Consider the following 18,567-nt stretch of genomic DNA (forward strand, 5'->3'; position numbering starts at 1 on the left):
TTCAATATCTAGTGATGATGCGTCTAAGGGTTACACCCGTACCCATTCCGAACACGACGGTTAAGACTTAGACGGCTGATGGTACTGCATGGGCGACTGTGTGGGAGAGTAAGTGGTCGCTAGGTTATATGCACTATTAGCTCAGTTGGTAGAGCACCTGACTCTTAATCAGGGTGCCCCGGGTTCGAGTCCCTGATGGTGCACCAGTAAAGACTTCACATTGTGAAGTCTTTTTGCTTTGTTATTTATTAAATTATTATAACCTATATAAATCGTTGATAATTGAACTTTAGCATAAAGAGCATAATCTTTATACTGTTAAACAAAAAAATATAATATCTGCCCAATTTTTTCGTATCATTGGGAAAATCAGATGCTCAAAATACTCGCTGGAGGCACTTTTTTCAGCGAGTTTTTCATAATTTTAAAAATCGTGTACTATAAAAAAACATCAATAAGTAAAAAAATAAAAATAATTCTGTAATTTCTTCTACAAAGGCATATATATTAATTGAAAACAAAACAAATATATTAAATAGTGTACAATCATGTATACGAAATATGTAGAGGAGAATGAGAAATATGAGAGAGAGAAAGTATGTAAAATTTAGAGTTGATATGTATGAGGATACTAAATTTAAAATAATAGATATGAAGCCTGAAAGAGATGTTATTCATTATATATGGAGCAGAATTGTAATGCTAGCAGGAAAGGTGAATATGGAAGGGGGTTTATTCCTTTCAAAAAGTATACCATATACAATAGACACCTTAGCAATAGAATTTAATAGAGATAGTTCTCAAGTTAAATTAGCGTTAGACACATTTGTCCAGTTAGAGATGATTGAATTTACTGAAGGAAAAATATATATAGTTAAAAATTTTGTAAAGCATCAAAACATTAAGATTAGAAAGACTGAAACTACTAAAGCACAAGATACAGATATAAATAATATGGATACTTTGCTAGATGAAACCTTTGAAGTGCCAACAGATATTGATAATAATAAGGATAAGGAAAGCACAAAAGTTGAGAATTCTGTACAAAGTGTTGTGGAAAACGAAGAAAGAAATTTAAAAACCACAGGTAACGAGCATATTGAGATTGTACAAAAGATTGCTGATGAAAAATGCAAGAATATTTCAAAGAAGGATCCTCCTATAATGTTAACAAGTAAAAAAGGCACAAGAAAAGGTAGAGGTAAAAAGAAAGAGAATTTGGATTACTATAGTAAGGGGTCAGATATTGTATGTGAGGACATTATAGATGAAGATAGTTGTGATGATATGTGTGGAATAATTGATGGCAATATACATTTAAAACCTGGAATTACTGTTGCACAATGGTCTTTTGGATAAGAGATATTTTTATATAATTAAGAAAGGTCAATAAGTGAAGATTAATAGAAGCATAGATTAGTATTACAAGATTCAGCATTATTTTAATAGTTATTCTTATGATATTAAATGGAGACATATATATAGCACTTATTGAATATCTTATTAATAGTATTTGTTTTTTTGGAGTTAGTATTATGGATAGAGATAAAGACAAAAGCGATTATGAAAAAGAAATTAATCTTGAGAATGTATCACAGGAATATCTGATTTCTTATTTGAGTGATATATATAATAGATGTTTATTAGATTTAGAAAAGTTAGAACAAGATATACAGTATGATTCTGAAGAACTAAATAATATAAAATTATTAGAAGAGAAAAATAAAAAGAAATATGACACTATAAGCTCCAATAGAAAAAAATTGTTAAGACGCATAGAGGAGAGTAAAAAGAAATTGGATAAAGTTTATAATATGATTAACAAAGTTTAGAAATTATATTGTAATTTTTATATTGACAAGCTTCAATATAGCAGGTATAATATATAAGTGTTGAAAAGCTTTTGCTTTTTGTAAATCTAGTGATGATGCGTCTAAGGGTTACACCCGTACCCATTCCGAACACGACGGTTAAGACTTAGACGGCTGATGGTACTGCATGGGCGACTGTGTGGGAGAGTAAGTGGTCGCTAGGTTCTATGCTCCATCAGTGATATGATGGAGCATTAATTTTGTAAAAATGAAATTTTGTTTAAGTTTGCTTAGCGTATTAATATAAAGCCCCCCAATCAAGATGTTTTTAAATTTTGATTGGGGGGCTTGTTTTTTTATTTTATAGTAAAGAAATTATACTTTGCAAACTTTTTGTGACTATATAATATAAATGATTTAGATTGAATCGAAGGAAAAGTACATATATTATGGGATATCAGAAATAATAATATTGGTGTAAACAAGTCCACACATTATTAATTATAGAATAGAAATAAGAATATTGGGCGCGAACTATTCTTAACGTTTATCAAAAGAATAAAATGTAATTAATTGTAGCATCAGTTCTTTTATCAAAGTTTTTTGAGCGTAAACCAAATGTTATAAGCACCTTAACTTGATATATGTTTACTATCTGTGTTTTTATATCTATGGTACAACGAAAGAATTGACCTTCATCATCAGAAAACCCATAATCTATCCCTTGAAGAGCTGCGGCAACTTTAGATAGTCTTATAGGATAAGTATTAAAGGTTTTTGTTATCACTCTTCCACCAGAAAGTTCTTCGGGAAATCTAACAGAATCAGTTATCATATTCACTTAAATAATCACCTCCACTTAGTTATATGAATGAAATCATTTAATAATAATAGAAACAATATAAAATAGTAGTTATGAGATATATGATCAATAAAAATCATAAATGAGCAAAAAAGCTATTTTTGGTAATAAAATTATGATTGTTTATGAAATATTATGCGTAAATTGTATTGACTTTGTAAATGTTATCATATAAAATATAATCAAACAAGCAGATACAATCAAAAGTAATCAAGTTTCATGTTAATAGAAATAAAGAAGGTGTATAACAAGTTATGTTTGCTGAAGAAAGACAACAAAAAATACTCGATATGCTTAATTCTGAAAGTAGTATAAAGGTTATGGATATAGCTGTATTGCTTAACGTATCCGAATCTACTATAAGAAGGGATTTGCAAGAACTTGAAGAAAAAAAGCTTCTTATGAGAACTCATGGTGGGGCAGTAGGTATAAACAATAGAACTAGCTTTGAACCATCTTTTACCGATAAACAAGATGAGCAAATTGATCAAAAACATAATATTGCAGAAGTTGCAAGTGAGATGATTGAAGATGGTGACACTATAATACTCGATTCAGGAACAACAACTCTTGAAATAGCTAAAAGAATAAATAAAAGAGATATAACAGTAATAACAAATTCGATAGATATAGCAGCTGAGCTTTCTGAAAAAGAAGGTATAGAGATAATAGTAACTGGTGGTAGTTTAAGACTCAATACTAGGGCTATGGTTGGTCACTTAACAGAAAGTGTTATTAAAAATTTTAGGGTTGATAAAGCATTTATAGGTGCTAATGGAGTTTCTATAGAAGATGGCATAACAACACCTAATTTTATTGAAGCTCAAACAAAAAAATCAATGATTAATTATGCAAGTAAAGTAATTATAGTCGCAGATAGCAGTAAATTTAATAATGTTTCATTTTCTGTAATATGTCCTGTAAAGGCAGCAAGTATGATCATAACCAGTAAAGATATTGAGGAAGACATAGTAAAACAATATGCAGAAATAGGAGTAGACATTATAACAGCTTAAGATTAAGGAGGTGTGCAAATGATAATAACAGTAACTCTTAACCCAGCCATGGATAAAACTCTTATAATAGAAGATTTTACACTAGGGTCTGTTAATAGGACTTCGGAGATAAGATATGATATAGGAGGAAAAGGAGTAAACGTATCTAAGGTATTAAAAAACTTTGGAATAGATTCCTTAGCTATAGGATTTCTTGGTGGAACATGGAAGGCAAGTTTTGAGCATGAACTAAATAAAAGAGGAATTAATCATCAATTTATAGATATTAAAGCAAGTACTAGAACTAACACAAAAGTGGTAGATAGTAAAAATAACATTTATACAGATATAAATGAAGCAGGACCGGAGATATCTAAATCTGAATTAGATGAATTTATAGCATTGTACACTGAAAAATGTTCACGAGGAGATATTGTTGTGTTGTCAGGTGGTATACCTTCAAGTTTACCTAAAGATATATACGGAACACTAATAAATATTGCAAAGAACAAGGGAGCATTAACAATTCTTGATGCTGAAGGAGAATTGCTTGCAAATGGTCTTAAAGAAAAACCTTTTGCAATAAAACCTAATAATCATGAATTATCACTATTGTTTGATGAAGAGTTAGATAATGTTGAGAAGATAATTGAGTCTTGTGACAAGATTAAAGAACAAGGAATTGATAATATATTAGTTTCAATGGGATCGGAAGGTGCAGTTTATATTACAAAAGAGAAAAAGTTCTTTGCTAAAGGAATTAAAGTTCCTGTAAGAAGTACAGTTGGTGCAGGGGATTCTATGGTTGCAGCTCTGGTTTACTCCATAGTAAATAAATTAGATGCAAAGAACACACTAATATTTGCGCAAGGTTGTGGAGCGGCTACAGTCACTTTAGAAGGAACAGAAGCATGTAAGCTTGAGCAAGTAGAAAGTATGATACTTAAAGTTAAGGAAAATATTGAGGAGGTATAACAATGGCAACAAAGGATATGTTTACAGAAAAAAGGGTTTGTTTCGATATGAAGGCTAAGACAAAAATGGAGGCTTTAGACGAACTCATTGATATATTAGTAAAAGATGGAGTTATAAATGACAGCAAAGTATTTAAAGAAGCAGTGCTTAAAAGGGAAGAAGAGTTTTCTACAGGTATAGGAATGGGAATAGCGATACCTCATGGAAAGAGCAACTCAGTAAATAAAGCTTCTATAGCATTCGGAAAAAGTAAAGCAGGGATTGACTATGAATCTATGGATGAAAAACCAGCACATTTATTCTTCTTAATAGCTGTTCCTGAAGAAGCAAATGATACTCATCTTAGAGCATTAAGTGAAATATCAAGAAAGCTTATGCACTCGGATATTAGAGAATCACTTATGACTTGTACTAGTTTTGACCAGTTTATAAAAGTATTCGAATAAAATAAAAAAATAGGAGGTATTAATATGAAATTAGTAGCAATAACATCTTGTCCAACCGGTATTGCACATACATACATGGCGGCTGAGGCTCTTCAAATGGCAGCGAAAGAATTAGGTCACGAGATAAAGGTTGAAACTCAGGGTTCTGTAGGTGCTGAAAATGTTATAACTCAAGAGGATTTACGAAGCGCAAGTGCTGTAATAATTGCAGCAGATACAAATGTAGACAAAAGTAGATTTTCAGGAATGCCTTTAGTTGAAGTTTCTGTAAAGGATGCGATAAAGGATTCGAAAGCCCTTATCCAAAGAGCGTTAGCTGCTAAAGCTAGTGATGCCCCTAAAAAAGCTGAGACTTCATCAAGCACCCAAGAAAAAGAAAATAGAAATGGACCTTACAAGCACTTAATGAATGGTGTATCTTTCATGATACCATTCGTAGTTGCTGGAGGAATACTAATAGCATTATCATTTGCATTCGGAATAAAGGCCTTTGAAGTGAAAGGATCTTTTGCAGAAGCACTATTTAGAATTGGTGCTAATGGTGCATTTAGTTTCTTGGTACCAATACTTGCCGGATATATTGCTTATTCAATAGCTGATAGGCCTGGTTTAGTACCTGGTATGGTTGGTGGTTATTTAGCATCAAATATAGGTTCCGGTTTCCTAGGTGGATTAATTGCCGGTTTCCTAGCTGGTTACACTGTATACTACTTAAAGAAGGTTATAAAACTACCTAAATCTTTGGAAGGTTTAATGCCTGTACTTGTGTTACCTGTTCTTTCAACTCTTATAGTAGGACTAATAATGATTTATGTATTAGGTAACCCAGTAAAGGGAATTAATGATGCACTTACTGGATGGTTAAATAGTTTGAGTGGAACTAATGCCATATTACTTGGTACTATAATTGGATTAATGATGGCTTTCGATATGGGTGGTCCTTTAAACAAAGCAGCGTATACTTTCGGTGTAGCAACTATCTCTCAAGGCCAACCTTCTGCTATAATGGCAGCGGTAATGGCAGCTGGTATGGTTCCACCACTTGCAGTAGCATTAGCAACAGTTTTAGGAAAGAATAAGTTTACAACTCAAGAAAGAGAAGCAGGAAAAGCAGCTTGGGCTTTAGGCGCAGCATTTATAACAGAAGGTGCAATACCTTTCGCAGCAGCTGATCCATTAAGAGTAATACCTTCAATTATGGTAGGTTCAGCATTAACAGGAGCACTATCAATGCTATTTAAATGTACTCTTGCAGTACCTCACGGTGGATTGTTTGTATTCTTTATACCAAATGCAGTAGGCAACGTATTAATGTATGTTTTAGCTATATTAATTGGAGCGGCTGTAGGTGGAGTTATTCTTTCAACAATTAAAAAACCAGTAGCTTAATAAAAAATTAGACTGGGATGATGCAAAATGCATGAAATCCCTTTAAAAAATATAAGTCATGTATAGAAAGGTAAACTCTTCTTATACATGACTTTTATTTATAGGAATTTATGAATTTTTTTAAAACACCAAATCTTTTAGTGTGTGGAAGGATTACGGAGTCCAGTGACAGCAAAATCTAGATATTTGAAAAGACTATAACAAGTTTGTTATTCCGATGGATTTACAATTATTTTGTTCTTACTGATACTTTGGGCTTTCTCAATATGATTGTCTAATCTTATAAATATAAAGGCACCAATTGCAAAAAGAACTATAAGGCTGAGCACCCCATATCTAGTATTATTAGTTATAGAACCTATGATTCCCATAAGCAGTGGGCCAAATACTGAGGATATTCTTCCAAATATATTGTATATTCCATAATACTCTGCAGAATTTTCTTTTGGTATAAGTTTACCAAAGTACGATCTACTCAGGGCTTGTATACCTCCTTGCGCACTTCCTACAAGAATTGCAAGAATCCAAAAGTCTAAAGTGGTTTTTATGAATACTCCATAGATAGATACAATACAATAGGTTATTATTCCGAACAGAATCATTTTTCCTGAAGAAAACTTTTTGGCTAATTTACCGTATATCATAGAGCAAGGGAAAGCAACAACTTGAAGCACTACTAATACTATCATCATCATATTGGTAGACATACCAATATCTAAACCAAATGCAGTTGCCATTGATATTATGGTATGTACACCATCTATATAGAAGAAGAAAGCTAGGAGAAATAAGAATATCTCTTTATTTTGTTTAACTTTCTTGAAAGTACTCCATAATTTTTTGAAGCTATTTCTTATATAGTTAGGTTCAGGTTCTATAAAGTGAACTTGCTGTACATTTTTGAGAATAGGAAGAGTAAATATAAACCACCAAATAGCTGTGATTAGAAATGATAATTCAGTAGCTAGAACCGTAGATATACCTATTCTACCTGCAAACATTATTAGGAGTATACATGCTATGAATGGAATAGTTCCGCCTATGTATCCCCAAGCGAAACCAAGGGAAGATATATTGTCCATATTATCATTATCAGTTACATCAGTTATGAAGGAATCATAAAATACGCAACTTCCAGAGAAACCTATTACAGTTAGTATATAAATAATGAGACAGGTAAGCCAGTTTCCTTCACCGACAAATATCAATAAGGCAGTTGAGATTATTCCAACTAAAGTAAATACGAGAAAGAAACGTTTTTTTCTAAATTTATAATCTGCTATAGTTCCTAGAAGAGGAGCTATAATGGCTACTAGTAAAGTTGAAATAGAATTTGCATATCCCCAGTATGCTGTAGAGGTGGGGCCGTCAAGTCCTTTTGCTGCAATTGTCTTAAAAAACACTGGTAAGATAGCGGTAGTTATAGTTATGGAGTAGGCAGAGTTGGCAAAATCATATAAGATCCAGCTTTTTTCTTGTTTGGTCAAAGTCAAACACTCCTTTTTTATAAAATTAAGTATATATTTTAAGTATACTAGATTAGTGTGTAATTATAATATTAATTTACAAATATTAACCTGAAAATTACATTTATTCTTATAAAGAAAGTATATACTTATGAATCCTAGTAAGTTTTATTTATAAAAATATTGAAGTAAGTATGCTTTAGGCAATTAATTGATGGATAAGATTAAGTAAAGTTTATATATAGTAAAAAAGATGCACCTTTTGAATTCAAAATCATCTTCAAAGTAAGTCTTTTACGACTATATTAGGAAGAAATACTCTTGAATCTTAAAGCACATCTGTAAGTTAAATAAAAATTTAGTTCTTATAGTATATTTAAATCTCTTAAAAATTTATCAACTCTTCTTTCATATTCTTCAGGATTAATAATATAAGCTTGTGCATGGCCTGCATCTGGTGCTATATAAATATCTTTAAATCCGCTTTTTAAGGAATATAGATCATGGGACATTTTTGTTGGTACATAATCATCTTTTTCACCATGTATAAATAATATAGGAGTATTTATCTTAGCTATTGTTTTTATAGGACTGACATCATCAAAGCTCCAGCCTTTAGTAATTTTTGTTACTATGCTTGCAAGAGGTATAAGAGGAAGTTTGTGTATTCGCCTAAAATCATTTTTTAGTCTATGTTTGAAAAGTTCCGTTGTATCAGAATATCCACAATCATCTATACAAAATTTAATACGTGAATCCATTGCTATATACTGAAGTACTGTTCCTCCGCCCATTGATTCACCATGAACGCCAATTAAAGCTGTAGAACCTACTTTATTGATAACCCAGTCTGTACATGTTTTTAAATCATGTTTTTCATAATAACCAAAAGAAGTGTCAGTCCCTCCGCTAAGACCATGATTTCTATGATCATATATAAATACCGCAAAACCTCTCTTTATAAATATATCCATGTACTTCATAGAACCATATAAACTCCATGTTATGCCGTGAGCGAAAATAATAACTTTTTTGGAGTTATTATTGGGGAAAAAGAAGCCATGAAGTTTATATCCAAAAGTTGAGGGTATATAAACTTCTTCTTTATCCAATTCATTAAGGATGTAATCTTTTATATTGCCAGCATCTAATTCAGCTGAAAGTGTGTCATCATATTTTTTTACATTAGGCAGTACTACGATCTTAGAAAAGTACATAGAAGTAACTACTGCAACTAGTAATAAAATTAGAATTAATAATAACAATATTTTCATAAAGACCTCCATTTTAATATATATAAGTAATTATACTTCTAGGGAAAATCATCAACAACAAATTTAAGATCAAATTTTTCTATAATTAAAGTATTAGTATTTAAGGGTTATAAATACTTAGATTTTATAAAAGTATAGATAAAAGATATAAAAAAATAAAACCTTCTGTATTTTCAGAAGGTGACTTAAGCTATTTTTACTATATATGAGAATGTAAAGTTTTATATATTGTCTTTGTAAATTAAATCATTGATATCAATTATTAAAGCGATAATAGCAACTATAAAAATACAAAAAAAATTTTTAAGGACCTGCACAATAAAGTTAACACTTTAAATGCTGATTCTTAAAAATGCTCTGCAAATGCAGAAAAAATTAACGTAAAATGAATAAAGGTTTGTTAAAGATTAAACATTCAATTTTATTTTAATTCAAATATAACTTATAATCAAGGGTAATTGTTAAATAATAGCTATCTTCTAGAGTATTTTATAATGAGTGAAGAATTTATTTTGAACTCTGGAAAAGATCCTTTTTTATAAATATAAGAAATCTTTTAATACTTTCAATATCTTGTTTTAAGGTCGTTTCCTCAGAAGTTTGCCAGAAGCCATTATTATATATGCATAGGGCTAGAAAGAAGATAGCTAGATTTATGTAGATATCCTTTAAATCTGCTATAAAAAGCGAACTTATACCTATGAAGTCCAAACTCCCACCATAAAAGATTTTATCTATTAATGAGCATAGACAGCCACTTAATATAAAACAAAAACTCATATCAGCCCAAAAATCCTTATGTCCTTTATGAAGATAGTACCTATAACCTTCAATAAAGATTAATATTGCAATTATATTTACAGTTATAAGAACTGAGAAGCTTAAACCAGTACCAAATCTAGCATTTAGCCATGAACCGGATGAGTTAATTATTGGATTAAAGCTTAAGAAGTTATCTATTAAAAAAAAGCTTTTGTCAAAGTACCAGTTTTTTATAATATACTTTATTCCTTGATCTAAGATAAATGTGGAAGTAAATACAATCCATATACTAGATTTTGATAATCCTTTAGAAAATCTTTTGCCTAAAGAATATATCAAAAGGCCGACTATAGCAAAGAGTATTGTTGGTAAAAGATTCATCACTATATCATATTGTGAATGTATCCTACCTGTTATAAACTCAAAAGCAAAATATATTATCCACATCGTAGGTAAAATTCCTACAGTTAACAATCGAGATTTATTCATTAAGGGTTCCTCCTAGAATTAAGATAAAATAATCTTTACATAATATTGCAGGTTTTCATTTCATAAGTTGATTTTATCATCTATTTAGATTTATGTTCAACTAATAGTTAGAAAATATAAGTAATTTAAAGTAATTATATTTTAATCTGTTTTTAGAAAACTTCTAAGTATATAATTTTAACACACCATATGGCTACTTTGAGAAAGTTCTCTAATATGCAAGTGTTTGAATAAAATATAAAAATATGAATTATTATTTATACATTTTATAAATGTATACCTTTTTACATGAATATATCATAAAGATACAAGTTTAGACAAAAAAATACATGTTTTTTATTGAAATAAATTACATACTTTGGTAAAATACAAAAGGATTAAAAAATATATTAAAACTATAATTAAAAACACTATGAATTAAACCCCATCTTTATTTACTAAATTTGTCTACAAAAGACATCATGTTAATTACATCTTGATTTACTCCAATAAATTATTTACTGATTTTCACTTAAGAGTTTTACATTTATAACGATGAAAATACAGAGGTGTGTTTGTAAAAAAAATTAAACGTAAAGTTTATTTATAAGTAAGAGGAAGATTGTGTATATACTGATATACTTATGTATTTATAAATTCATTAAATTCCTCTCAGGTTATTTAAGCAATCTAAAATATAGGGGTACACACCTGGATAGTTGGGTTGATGACTCTATAATAGGCTGTTTTCTAAATATAAAACTATATCATGTCTAGTATTTATAATTTTGATAAGGGAAGGGATTTGATGAGATATACAATAACAAAGAAAGTTAGAGTATTTGCTATATTATTGGTGGTTACTACAGTAGTTTGTGTAAGTACAATATATTTTATTAATGCTAATAGGATAGTAAAGCAATCATTTGAAGAGCGAAGCATGCTTCTTATGAATACTGTAGATTTTTCAATTAATAATTTTACAAAACAACAGGAGCATATAATTGATCAAATTGAAAAATCAAACTTAATGGATAAAACTTTATCCTTTGAAGATAAGGAGCATATACAGAGTGAATTTGATGGTATCTCAGAAACCTATGGAAGTGTATTAAATATATATCTTGCATATGATGATGGAAGTTATGTCGTTAGTCCAAGGACAGATATTGCTCTTGATAACCTAAGTGGAAGAAGTTGGTATGATGCAGCCGTTAAAGGCAATACAAATGTCTGGAGTGATGCATATACAGATAAGATAACAGGGAAAACTGTAATAACTGTATCTAAAGCTTTATATAAGGATGGAAAATTAATAGGTGTACTTGGGATTGATTTTACTATGGATTCACTTGTTGATTATATATCAAATATAAAATTAGGTGATACAGGTCATATCATGTTATTAGATTCAAGTTATAAGATAATGGCTGGATATGATGGTGAGCAGGTAGGTACTTATATAAAAAGTGAAGAATTAACTAAAACAATTCTATCCGGAAGCAAAAAGCAAGTAAGTTTAGAATACAATGGTGAGAGAAAGTATTGTTTCTACAGTAAATCCTTAAGAACAAACTGGATAATAGTTGGAATGATAGACGAAAAGGAAATGAATAAGTATTCTAAGGATATATTAGAAATAACCATAATAACTTCTTTGCTTATAGCTATATTGGCTATATTTTTAGGTGGGCTTGTAACTAAAAGTATAACCAAGAATTTGAAGATACTTGCTGAAGATATAGAACACATTGGTGCAGAAGATCTGAAGTTAAGATTTGATGAAGGGTCTAAGGATGAGATTGCAATTATTGCTTCACATATTAATAATATTTTGGACAAGTTAAGTTGTATTATTGATTCTTCCAGTGATGCTATATGGGAATATGATATAGAAACTGACGAAATAACACTATCAGAAAAGTTTAGTTCAATAGCGGGATACAAGGTTGATAATAAGAGATATACACTTCGATCTTTAATAGAACTTATACACCCAGAGGATTATGGAAAAGCAAGTGATAGTTTTACTTACTTAATTAAAGGACAAAACTCTATATTTGAAAGTGAATTTAGGATTAGAAAAATTGATGGAGAATATATATGGCTAAGTGTAAAATCCAAGCCAGCAAGCAAAAATAATAGAAGAAGTTCTAAGGTATACGGATCTATTACGGATATAACTTTAAAAAAACTGTATGAAAAGGATATTTTTTATCTAGCATATTATGATCAACTTACTGATCTGCCAAATAAGATATATTTTCAGAAGGAATTAGCTAAAGAAATAGAAAAATTAAAAGAAAGTAATTCAAATGCAGTAGTAATACTTATAGATGTAGATAATTTTAAGAATATAAATGATACATTAGGACATAAGATTGGAGATTTATTACTTATAGAAATAGCTACATTGCTAAGCGGTTTAAATAAGGATAATAAACTTATTGCAAGAATAGGTGGAGATGAATTTCTACTGCTTGTGAGGGATGTAAGTGGATATAAAGATATAGAGCAATTTGTTAATAAAATACAAAATGGACTAAAAAACAATTTTTATATAGAGGGAAAATGTATAACTGTTTCTTCTAGTGCAGGGATAGTTGAGTTCCCTAAGAATGGTGATAATGTAGAGGACATAATAAGAAATGCTGATATAGCTATGTATAGAGCCAAAGAAAGTGGCAAAAACAAAGCTTTGTTGTTCGATAATGATATGTTTGAAAGTTTTAACCGAAAAATTGCAATAGAGCAAGGCTTAAGTGATATAAATTATGATAATGAATTAGAGGTTCACTATCAAGCTCAAATGGATTTAGAACAACATAAATTAAGAGGCCTTGAGGCACTGTTAAGATGGAATTCGCCAGTATTAGGAAGAGTATCTCCAGGAGAATTTATACCTATTGCTGAAGAAACCGGCAGTATAGTACCTATAGGAGAATGGCTTATATATAAGGTTTTTAAAAGTGCCAAAGAATTTCAAACAAAAAATATAGAGTATAATGTGATTTCTATAAATATTTCTGCAGTACAACTACTAGATAAAAATTTCTTATCTACAGTACAAAAGGCTTTAGAGGAGACTGGGATAGACTCTGGTCAAGTAGAATTTGAAATAACTGAAACTGCTATAATTAATAATATTGAATATAGTAATGAAATTCTTAATAACTTAAGAAAATTAGGTTTTAAGATTGTGCTAGATGATTTTGGTACTGGGTATTCTTCGCTAAGTTACTTAAAAATGCTTCCTATAGAAGTGCTGAAAATAGATAAGTCATTTATCGATGATATTAACTCCACTCATAACAATAGGGCTTTACTTGATGGAATAATAAAACTTGCTCATGACTTGAGAATGGAGGTTATAGCCGAAGGTGTAGAAGAACATGAACAACTTAGATTTCTTGAAGAAATTAGTTGTGATGTAGTACAAGGTTATTATTTTAGTAAGCCAGTACCATATGAAGTCGTTGAGGATGAATATAAGAGACTTCTAAAATTCAAGTCAATTAAATAATTTCTTAGGGATAAAAAGAATTCTAATTTGGACTTAGGATTCTTTTTGCTTTAGTAAATAGAAGCTTTTATTTTACAAACTAAAAATATCTTTATTATGTATAAAAATAAAAAAGTATATTAAATTATGAAAGTAGGGTTAAAGAATAATTTTATGTATACAATTTAGTTATACTTGTATGTGATTTATAGGTATAATAATTAGTAGAAGGGTTAGTTTTTAGGGTTAAATATAATAGAATTTATAACTTAATGATAAGAAAGAGGGTATATAGAATGTTAACCATATTTGCTGTTTCAGATTCTATAGGAGAAACTGCCGAACAAGTTGCTATAGCGGCAGCGAGTCAATTTAAAGATAAAGCAGAGGTAAAAAGGATTCCATATGTTAAATCATTTGAAGATGTTGAGGAATTAATAAAAAATATAGATACATGTACATCTTGCATGGTAGTATCGACTATAATAACTGTTAATGTAAGAGAATTTTTAACTGAAAAATGTATAGAAAAAAATATAAATATAATAAATGTATTGGGACCAATAATAAACGTAGCGTCTACAATATTAAATGCACATCCTGATTATAATCCAGGAGCTATGTGGAAAACTGATGAAATGTACTTCAAGAGAATAGAAGCGATGGAATTTGCTATGCAATATGATGATTCAAAAGATTATAGAGGTCTTAAGAATGCGGATGTAGTTTTAATTGGATTATCCAGAACTTCTAAAACTCCATTATGTATGTATCTAGCAAACAAAGGAATAAAGGCTATAAACATTCCTCTTGTTCCGGAAGTAGGAGTTCCAGATGAATTATATCAAGTGGATAAGAAAAAGGTATTTGGGTTAACTATTAATCCGCTTCAGTTAATTGAAATTAGAAAAAGAAGACTAGATAAGTTTCATAGAATTTCTTCCGAGATTGAATATGCCAGTGATTCAAGAATTCTAGAAGAGTTCGATTTTGCTGATAAGATTATAAGGAAACTAGGTTGTAAGACTATTGATGTAACTCAAAGGGCTATAGAAGATACTGCGCTAATAATAATGGACTCTATTGGACATGGAAAATAGAATATAAGTGTGATTTTATGTGGTATATGTTTTTAACATATACCACTTTTTTGCTGTATAGGAAAGTATAAAATCTTCAAATTGGCTAAGTCTACATATTTAAACGGTTTTGCAAGCTTTTTATGGCTATACAGTAAAAAGTAAGACTTATTAACGTTCTAAATTGTTCTTATGATGAACTACTTCATATTGAAATTTATTATTTTTAAATTCTCTCACCAGAAGCCGTGAGAGTTTTAAAAATAGATTGCGGTTCAAAGTTGTTCATCTTTATATGAGTTCGAAAGACAGATACACAAAAAACGCTGAAGAATAGTAGCTTCAGCGCTTTTTTTGAAATATGACATGGAGATGTTCCTATTTCAATATCTATCTTAGATTCGTAAAAAATCATATAGTATATAACGTTTGATTAAGTACAGCTATTTAAAATTTCTATATTGATAGTATCTGTTAAATTACTTACTTAATACATAAATATGTTTTATATTTATGCAGCATGTCTATAATTTAAATAAATATGATTAAGAACCATATGTTGTGTAATGAATATTTTATAAATAAGTATAGATTTGGCACTAGGAGGCTTATATGAAAATAGGATTAGTACTGGCGGGTGGTGGAGGAAGAGGCGCGTATCAAATAGGGGTATGGAGAGCTTTAGCAGATTTAGGTTTTGATAAATATATTAAGGCTGTTTCGGGCACATCTATTGGTGCATTAAATGCTGTTTTATTTATGTGCGGAGATATAGATAAAGCAGAGAATTTATGGCTGAACTTATCAAGAAGTGAAGTTTTGCCTGCTAAAAATATAGAATTAATGAAGAAAAGTTTAATGTTAGCTTGGGGATCAAGGAACATAAATTTTGTTAAAAAGTATATTCCGAAGACCTTGGAAATGGGAAACATATCAAGGCAAGGGCTAATTGATCTAATGAATAAAAATATCGATTTTGCAAAAATCCAGAGGTCGCAAATAACTTGTTATGCTGCATGTAGTGAAATGCCTTCTATTAAGCCTAAGTATTTCAAACTAAATGAATATGATGAGAATGGAATAAAGGAGATACTATTAGCTAGTTCTGCTATACCGGTTGTATATGAAAGTAAAGAAATTGAAACTAGAAAGTATTTAGATGGAGCTATGTGTGATAACCTGCCGATCCAACCGCTCTATGGAGATGGTTGTGACATAATAATAGCTGTAAACTTATCACTTGTAAGCGAAGTAGACAGAGCTGCATTTCCAAATGCTAAAATAATTGAAATAATACCTAGTGAAATGGATGAGGGGGTTTTTAGTGCAACTTTAGATTTTACTCCTAGCGGTGCTAGAAAAAGAATCAAACAAGGATATGATGATACAAAAAATCTATTTGAGCCTATTATAGAGCTAACAAAATACAATTTAATGAAAATTCCTCAGGATGTTGTAGCCAATGTTGGTAAGAGATTATTAAAACAATCTAATAAGTTTAGGGATATTATAGCTAGTAATAGAAATGAATAATATCAACTTAAAGGTAGACGTTGAGCAGAAGTGGTTCGTATTTAAAAATCAATAATTGAATCTAAGTAATGATGAATTAAAAACATGCATATGGAGACATTAATATTATATTATAAGTTTTGGAGGTTTTTGTATGCAGACAGGTATTATAAAATGGTTCGATAATGAAAAGGGATACGGATTTATATCCGCAAATGCAGGGGATGATGTTTTTGTTCACCATTCACAAATAAAAGAAAAAGGACCAAGTAAAGATCTTCATGAAGGAGAAGAAGTATCCTTTGATGTGGTTCAAAAAGAAAAAGGTCCTCAAGCAATAAATGTGGAGAAGATGTGATGATATCTTAACTTGATGGAATTAGCTATATTAAGGTAATTAGAGCTAATATATTAATGTTAAATAAAGATGGATAACTTTAAGTTTAGGATAATTTTAAAATCTCTGATGGATTCGCTATAGAGGATTTAAAATATCAATTGATTGTAAAGTTATCCATTTATAATGTTTATTAGTTTACATATTCTCTTACAATAGTATAAGCAGCTATAAAGTTATTTATATATAAATATTTCTTTGTAAAATTCATCAAAGCTGTAATAGTTCTTATGACTATAAGATTAAAATTTAATCCTTTTAGAATTTAAGGATATTATTAAGACGCCTTGATGCTTCAAATAACCAGTTACTTGGTGGGTTGATTGTAAAAGCAAAGAAAATTAGTGTACAGATAATTAGAAATAAAAATGATAATAAGTTTAAATATGAATAATTTTTATTTATGGTTAAGACTCTAAAAGATAGTATTTGACTTAATGTGCATATAACTACAAATAAAATGTTATGGTTTATTATTAGGCTGTTGATTAAATTATATTTAAATAGTAAGTAGGAAATGCTCAACAAAATACTCATAAATATAACTTCTAATGCCTTTGCAGTAAAAAAGTTATCTGCACTTTCTTTTAATGATAAGTTTTCTACTAAAGAGAAAAGTATAATTGGAAAGAAGCCTACTTTTAAGTTTTCCCACATGCTGTTATTAACAACACTAAATAATCCTATAACAAAATTTTGATTTAAAGTTTTATAAGCAAACTCCAGAGTTAAACCAACCATTATAAGAAAAGGTATTCCTATAGCTTCCCATAATAACAGTTCACTTTTTTTGTGTTTCATAAATTAGCACTTCCTAGAAAAGGTATAGTTTATTATTTGTTGAATATAATAAACTCCTCTTATATTATTTCTTACATTAGAAGTATGATTGATATATAAGATTTATTACAGGTTGTTAAATAAATTAGGACACATAAGTTCAATGATTTTTAAGATGTTATTAAATAATTATGTACTAAACTATAAGGAGTTAGAGATTTTAAGCATAAAATACTGAATGTATTGCTAAAGTCTAGTGAAAACATAACCAGGTGTATCAATATAAGAAAAATAGCAAATTATGAAGAAAAAGTTATCTATTGAAGAATAAAGTGATTCATTTAGGGAATTAATATATCTGTAACTATATGCGGCATGTTATTATAAAACACGTCGCTGAAACAAGTAGTGGCAAAGACACGAAAGTAAAATTTATGATTAAAAAATAAGTTTTAAAAAAGTGTTGACAAAGAAATCTTACGGTGGTAAGATATAAAAGCTGTCAGAAAAACAGCAAAACAACTTGGTCTTTGAAAATTAAACAGAGAAGATAAACAAAGTCTAAATATAGACTTAAACTAAACCAGCAATTCTTTTGAAAAAAGACTTACTAAGTAAGTAAGCTATGATTAAACTTTAAATTGAGAGTTTGATCCTGGCTCAGGACGAACGCTGGCGGCGTGCCTAACACATGCAAGTCGAGCGGAGAAAGTTCTTCGGAATTTTCTCAGCGGCGGACGGGTGAGTAACACGTGGGTAACCTGCCTTATAGAGGGGGATAGCCTTCCGAAAGGAAGATTAATACCGCATAATATTTTCGTTTCGCATGAAATGAAAATCAAAGGAGCA

At 29.9% G+C, this 18,567-nt stretch carries 15 protein-coding genes, 1 tRNA gene and 3 rRNA genes; 14 read left to right on the forward strand and 5 right to left on the reverse strand.

The window, feature by feature from the left end; translation table 11 throughout:
- The first annotated feature begins 7 nt into the window (after window positions 1-7).
- From rrf (JHL18_RS24960) to rrf (JHL18_RS24980), 5 genes are all read left to right on the forward strand, one after another.
- Window positions 8-125, forward strand: a 5S ribosomal RNA gene (gene rrf / locus JHL18_RS24960).
- A 5-nt stretch (window positions 126-130) separates the two neighbouring features.
- A tRNA-Lys gene (locus tag JHL18_RS24965) sits at window positions 131-206 on the forward strand.
- A 376-nt stretch (window positions 207-582) separates the two neighbouring features.
- The gene (locus JHL18_RS24970) at window positions 583-1,359 is read left to right on the forward strand and encodes a phage replisome organizer N-terminal domain-containing protein (RefSeq protein ID WP_200274393.1); all 777 of its coding nucleotides are present in this window, start codon (window positions 583-585) and stop codon (window positions 1,357-1,359) included.
- 176 nt (window positions 1,360-1,535) lie between these two features.
- Window positions 1,536-1,832 carry a hypothetical protein gene (locus tag JHL18_RS24975; protein WP_200274395.1) on the forward strand — a complete coding sequence of 99 codons (297 nt, stop codon included), beginning with the start codon at window positions 1,536-1,538 and terminating at the stop codon, window positions 1,830-1,832.
- A gap of 85 nt (window positions 1,833-1,917) precedes the next feature.
- Window positions 1,918-2,035: ribosomal RNA gene (gene rrf, locus JHL18_RS24980) — 5S ribosomal RNA — on the forward strand.
- Between the two features lie 326 nt (window positions 2,036-2,361).
- Here rrf (JHL18_RS24980) and JHL18_RS24985 read toward each other — a convergent pair.
- Entirely contained in the window at window positions 2,362-2,652 is a 291-nt protein-coding gene (locus JHL18_RS24985; RefSeq protein WP_200274397.1) for a hypothetical protein, read from the reverse strand.
- Window positions 2,653-2,927: 275 nt separating this feature from the next.
- Between JHL18_RS24985 and JHL18_RS24990 the strand changes: the two genes are divergently transcribed.
- From JHL18_RS24990 to JHL18_RS25005, 4 genes are read left to right on the forward strand one after another with little or no spacing between them, the layout of a single operon-like run.
- Complete coding sequence (locus JHL18_RS24990) at window positions 2,928-3,689, forward strand: DeoR/GlpR family DNA-binding transcription regulator (protein ID WP_200274399.1); 762 nt, start codon at window positions 2,928-2,930, stop codon at window positions 3,687-3,689.
- A gap of 18 nt (window positions 3,690-3,707) precedes the next feature.
- Window positions 3,708-4,643: a 1-phosphofructokinase gene (gene pfkB / locus JHL18_RS24995; protein ID WP_200274401.1), complete on the forward strand. Its 936-nt coding sequence runs from the start codon at window positions 3,708-3,710 to the stop codon at window positions 4,641-4,643.
- 2 nt (window positions 4,644-4,645) lie between these two features.
- Entirely contained in the window at window positions 4,646-5,089 is a 444-nt protein-coding gene (locus JHL18_RS25000; protein WP_200274403.1) for a PTS sugar transporter subunit IIA, read from the forward strand.
- Window positions 5,090-5,113: 24 nt separating this feature from the next.
- Window positions 5,114-6,478, forward strand: a complete 1,365-nt coding sequence (locus JHL18_RS25005) for a PTS fructose transporter subunit IIC (RefSeq protein WP_200274405.1) — start codon at window positions 5,114-5,116, stop codon at window positions 6,476-6,478.
- 209 nt (window positions 6,479-6,687) lie between these two features.
- Here JHL18_RS25005 and JHL18_RS25010 read toward each other — a convergent pair whose 3' ends face one another.
- The 3 genes from JHL18_RS25010 to JHL18_RS25020 all read right to left on the reverse strand — a co-directional run bounded on the left by JHL18_RS25010 (window position 6,688) and on the right by JHL18_RS25020 (window position 10,469).
- A complete protein-coding gene (locus JHL18_RS25010; protein WP_338025508.1) occupies window positions 6,688-7,965 on the reverse strand; it encodes an MFS transporter in 1,278 nt (425 codons plus the stop codon).
- A 344-nt stretch (window positions 7,966-8,309) separates the two neighbouring features.
- The gene (locus JHL18_RS25015; protein ID WP_200274409.1) at window positions 8,310-9,218 is read right to left on the reverse strand and encodes an alpha/beta hydrolase; all 909 of its coding nucleotides are present in this window, start codon (window positions 9,216-9,218) and stop codon (window positions 8,310-8,312) included.
- A gap of 507 nt (window positions 9,219-9,725) precedes the next feature.
- Window positions 9,726-10,469, reverse strand: coding sequence for a signal peptidase II (locus JHL18_RS25020; RefSeq protein ID WP_200274411.1), 744 nt, complete (start codon window positions 10,467-10,469; stop codon window positions 9,726-9,728).
- A 787-nt stretch (window positions 10,470-11,256) separates the two neighbouring features.
- On the opposite strand from JHL18_RS25020, the gene JHL18_RS25025 reads away from it, so the two are divergent.
- The 4 genes from JHL18_RS25025 (at window position 11,257) to JHL18_RS25040 (ending at window position 16,899) form a co-directional block, all read left to right on the forward strand.
- On the forward strand, window positions 11,257-13,971 hold the full coding sequence (locus JHL18_RS25025; protein WP_200274413.1) for an EAL domain-containing protein: 2,715 nt from the start codon (window positions 11,257-11,259) through the stop codon (window positions 13,969-13,971).
- A 275-nt stretch (window positions 13,972-14,246) separates the two neighbouring features.
- Complete coding sequence (locus tag JHL18_RS25030) at window positions 14,247-15,050, forward strand: pyruvate, water dikinase regulatory protein (RefSeq protein WP_200274415.1); 804 nt, start codon at window positions 14,247-14,249, stop codon at window positions 15,048-15,050.
- A 591-nt stretch (window positions 15,051-15,641) separates the two neighbouring features.
- Window positions 15,642-16,562 carry a patatin-like phospholipase family protein gene (locus JHL18_RS25035; protein WP_200274418.1) on the forward strand — a complete coding sequence of 307 codons (921 nt, stop codon included), beginning with the start codon at window positions 15,642-15,644 and terminating at the stop codon, window positions 16,560-16,562.
- A 133-nt stretch (window positions 16,563-16,695) separates the two neighbouring features.
- Window positions 16,696-16,899 carry a cold-shock protein gene (locus JHL18_RS25040; protein ID WP_200274420.1) on the forward strand — a complete coding sequence of 68 codons (204 nt, stop codon included), beginning with the start codon at window positions 16,696-16,698 and terminating at the stop codon, window positions 16,897-16,899.
- Between the two features lie 297 nt (window positions 16,900-17,196).
- Here JHL18_RS25040 and JHL18_RS25045 read toward each other — a convergent pair whose 3' ends face one another.
- The gene (locus tag JHL18_RS25045; protein WP_200274422.1) at window positions 17,197-17,739 is read right to left on the reverse strand and encodes a DUF6512 family protein; all 543 of its coding nucleotides are present in this window, start codon (window positions 17,737-17,739) and stop codon (window positions 17,197-17,199) included.
- 616 nt (window positions 17,740-18,355) lie between these two features.
- Here JHL18_RS25045 and JHL18_RS25050 point away from each other — a divergent pair.
- Window positions 18,356-18,567, forward strand: a 16S ribosomal RNA gene (locus JHL18_RS25050); the annotation flags it as partial.

Source organism: Clostridium yunnanense, assembly GCF_016595795.1.
GTDB classification, from domain to species: domain Bacteria; phylum Bacillota; class Clostridia; order Clostridiales; family Clostridiaceae; genus Clostridium_AR; species Clostridium_AR yunnanense.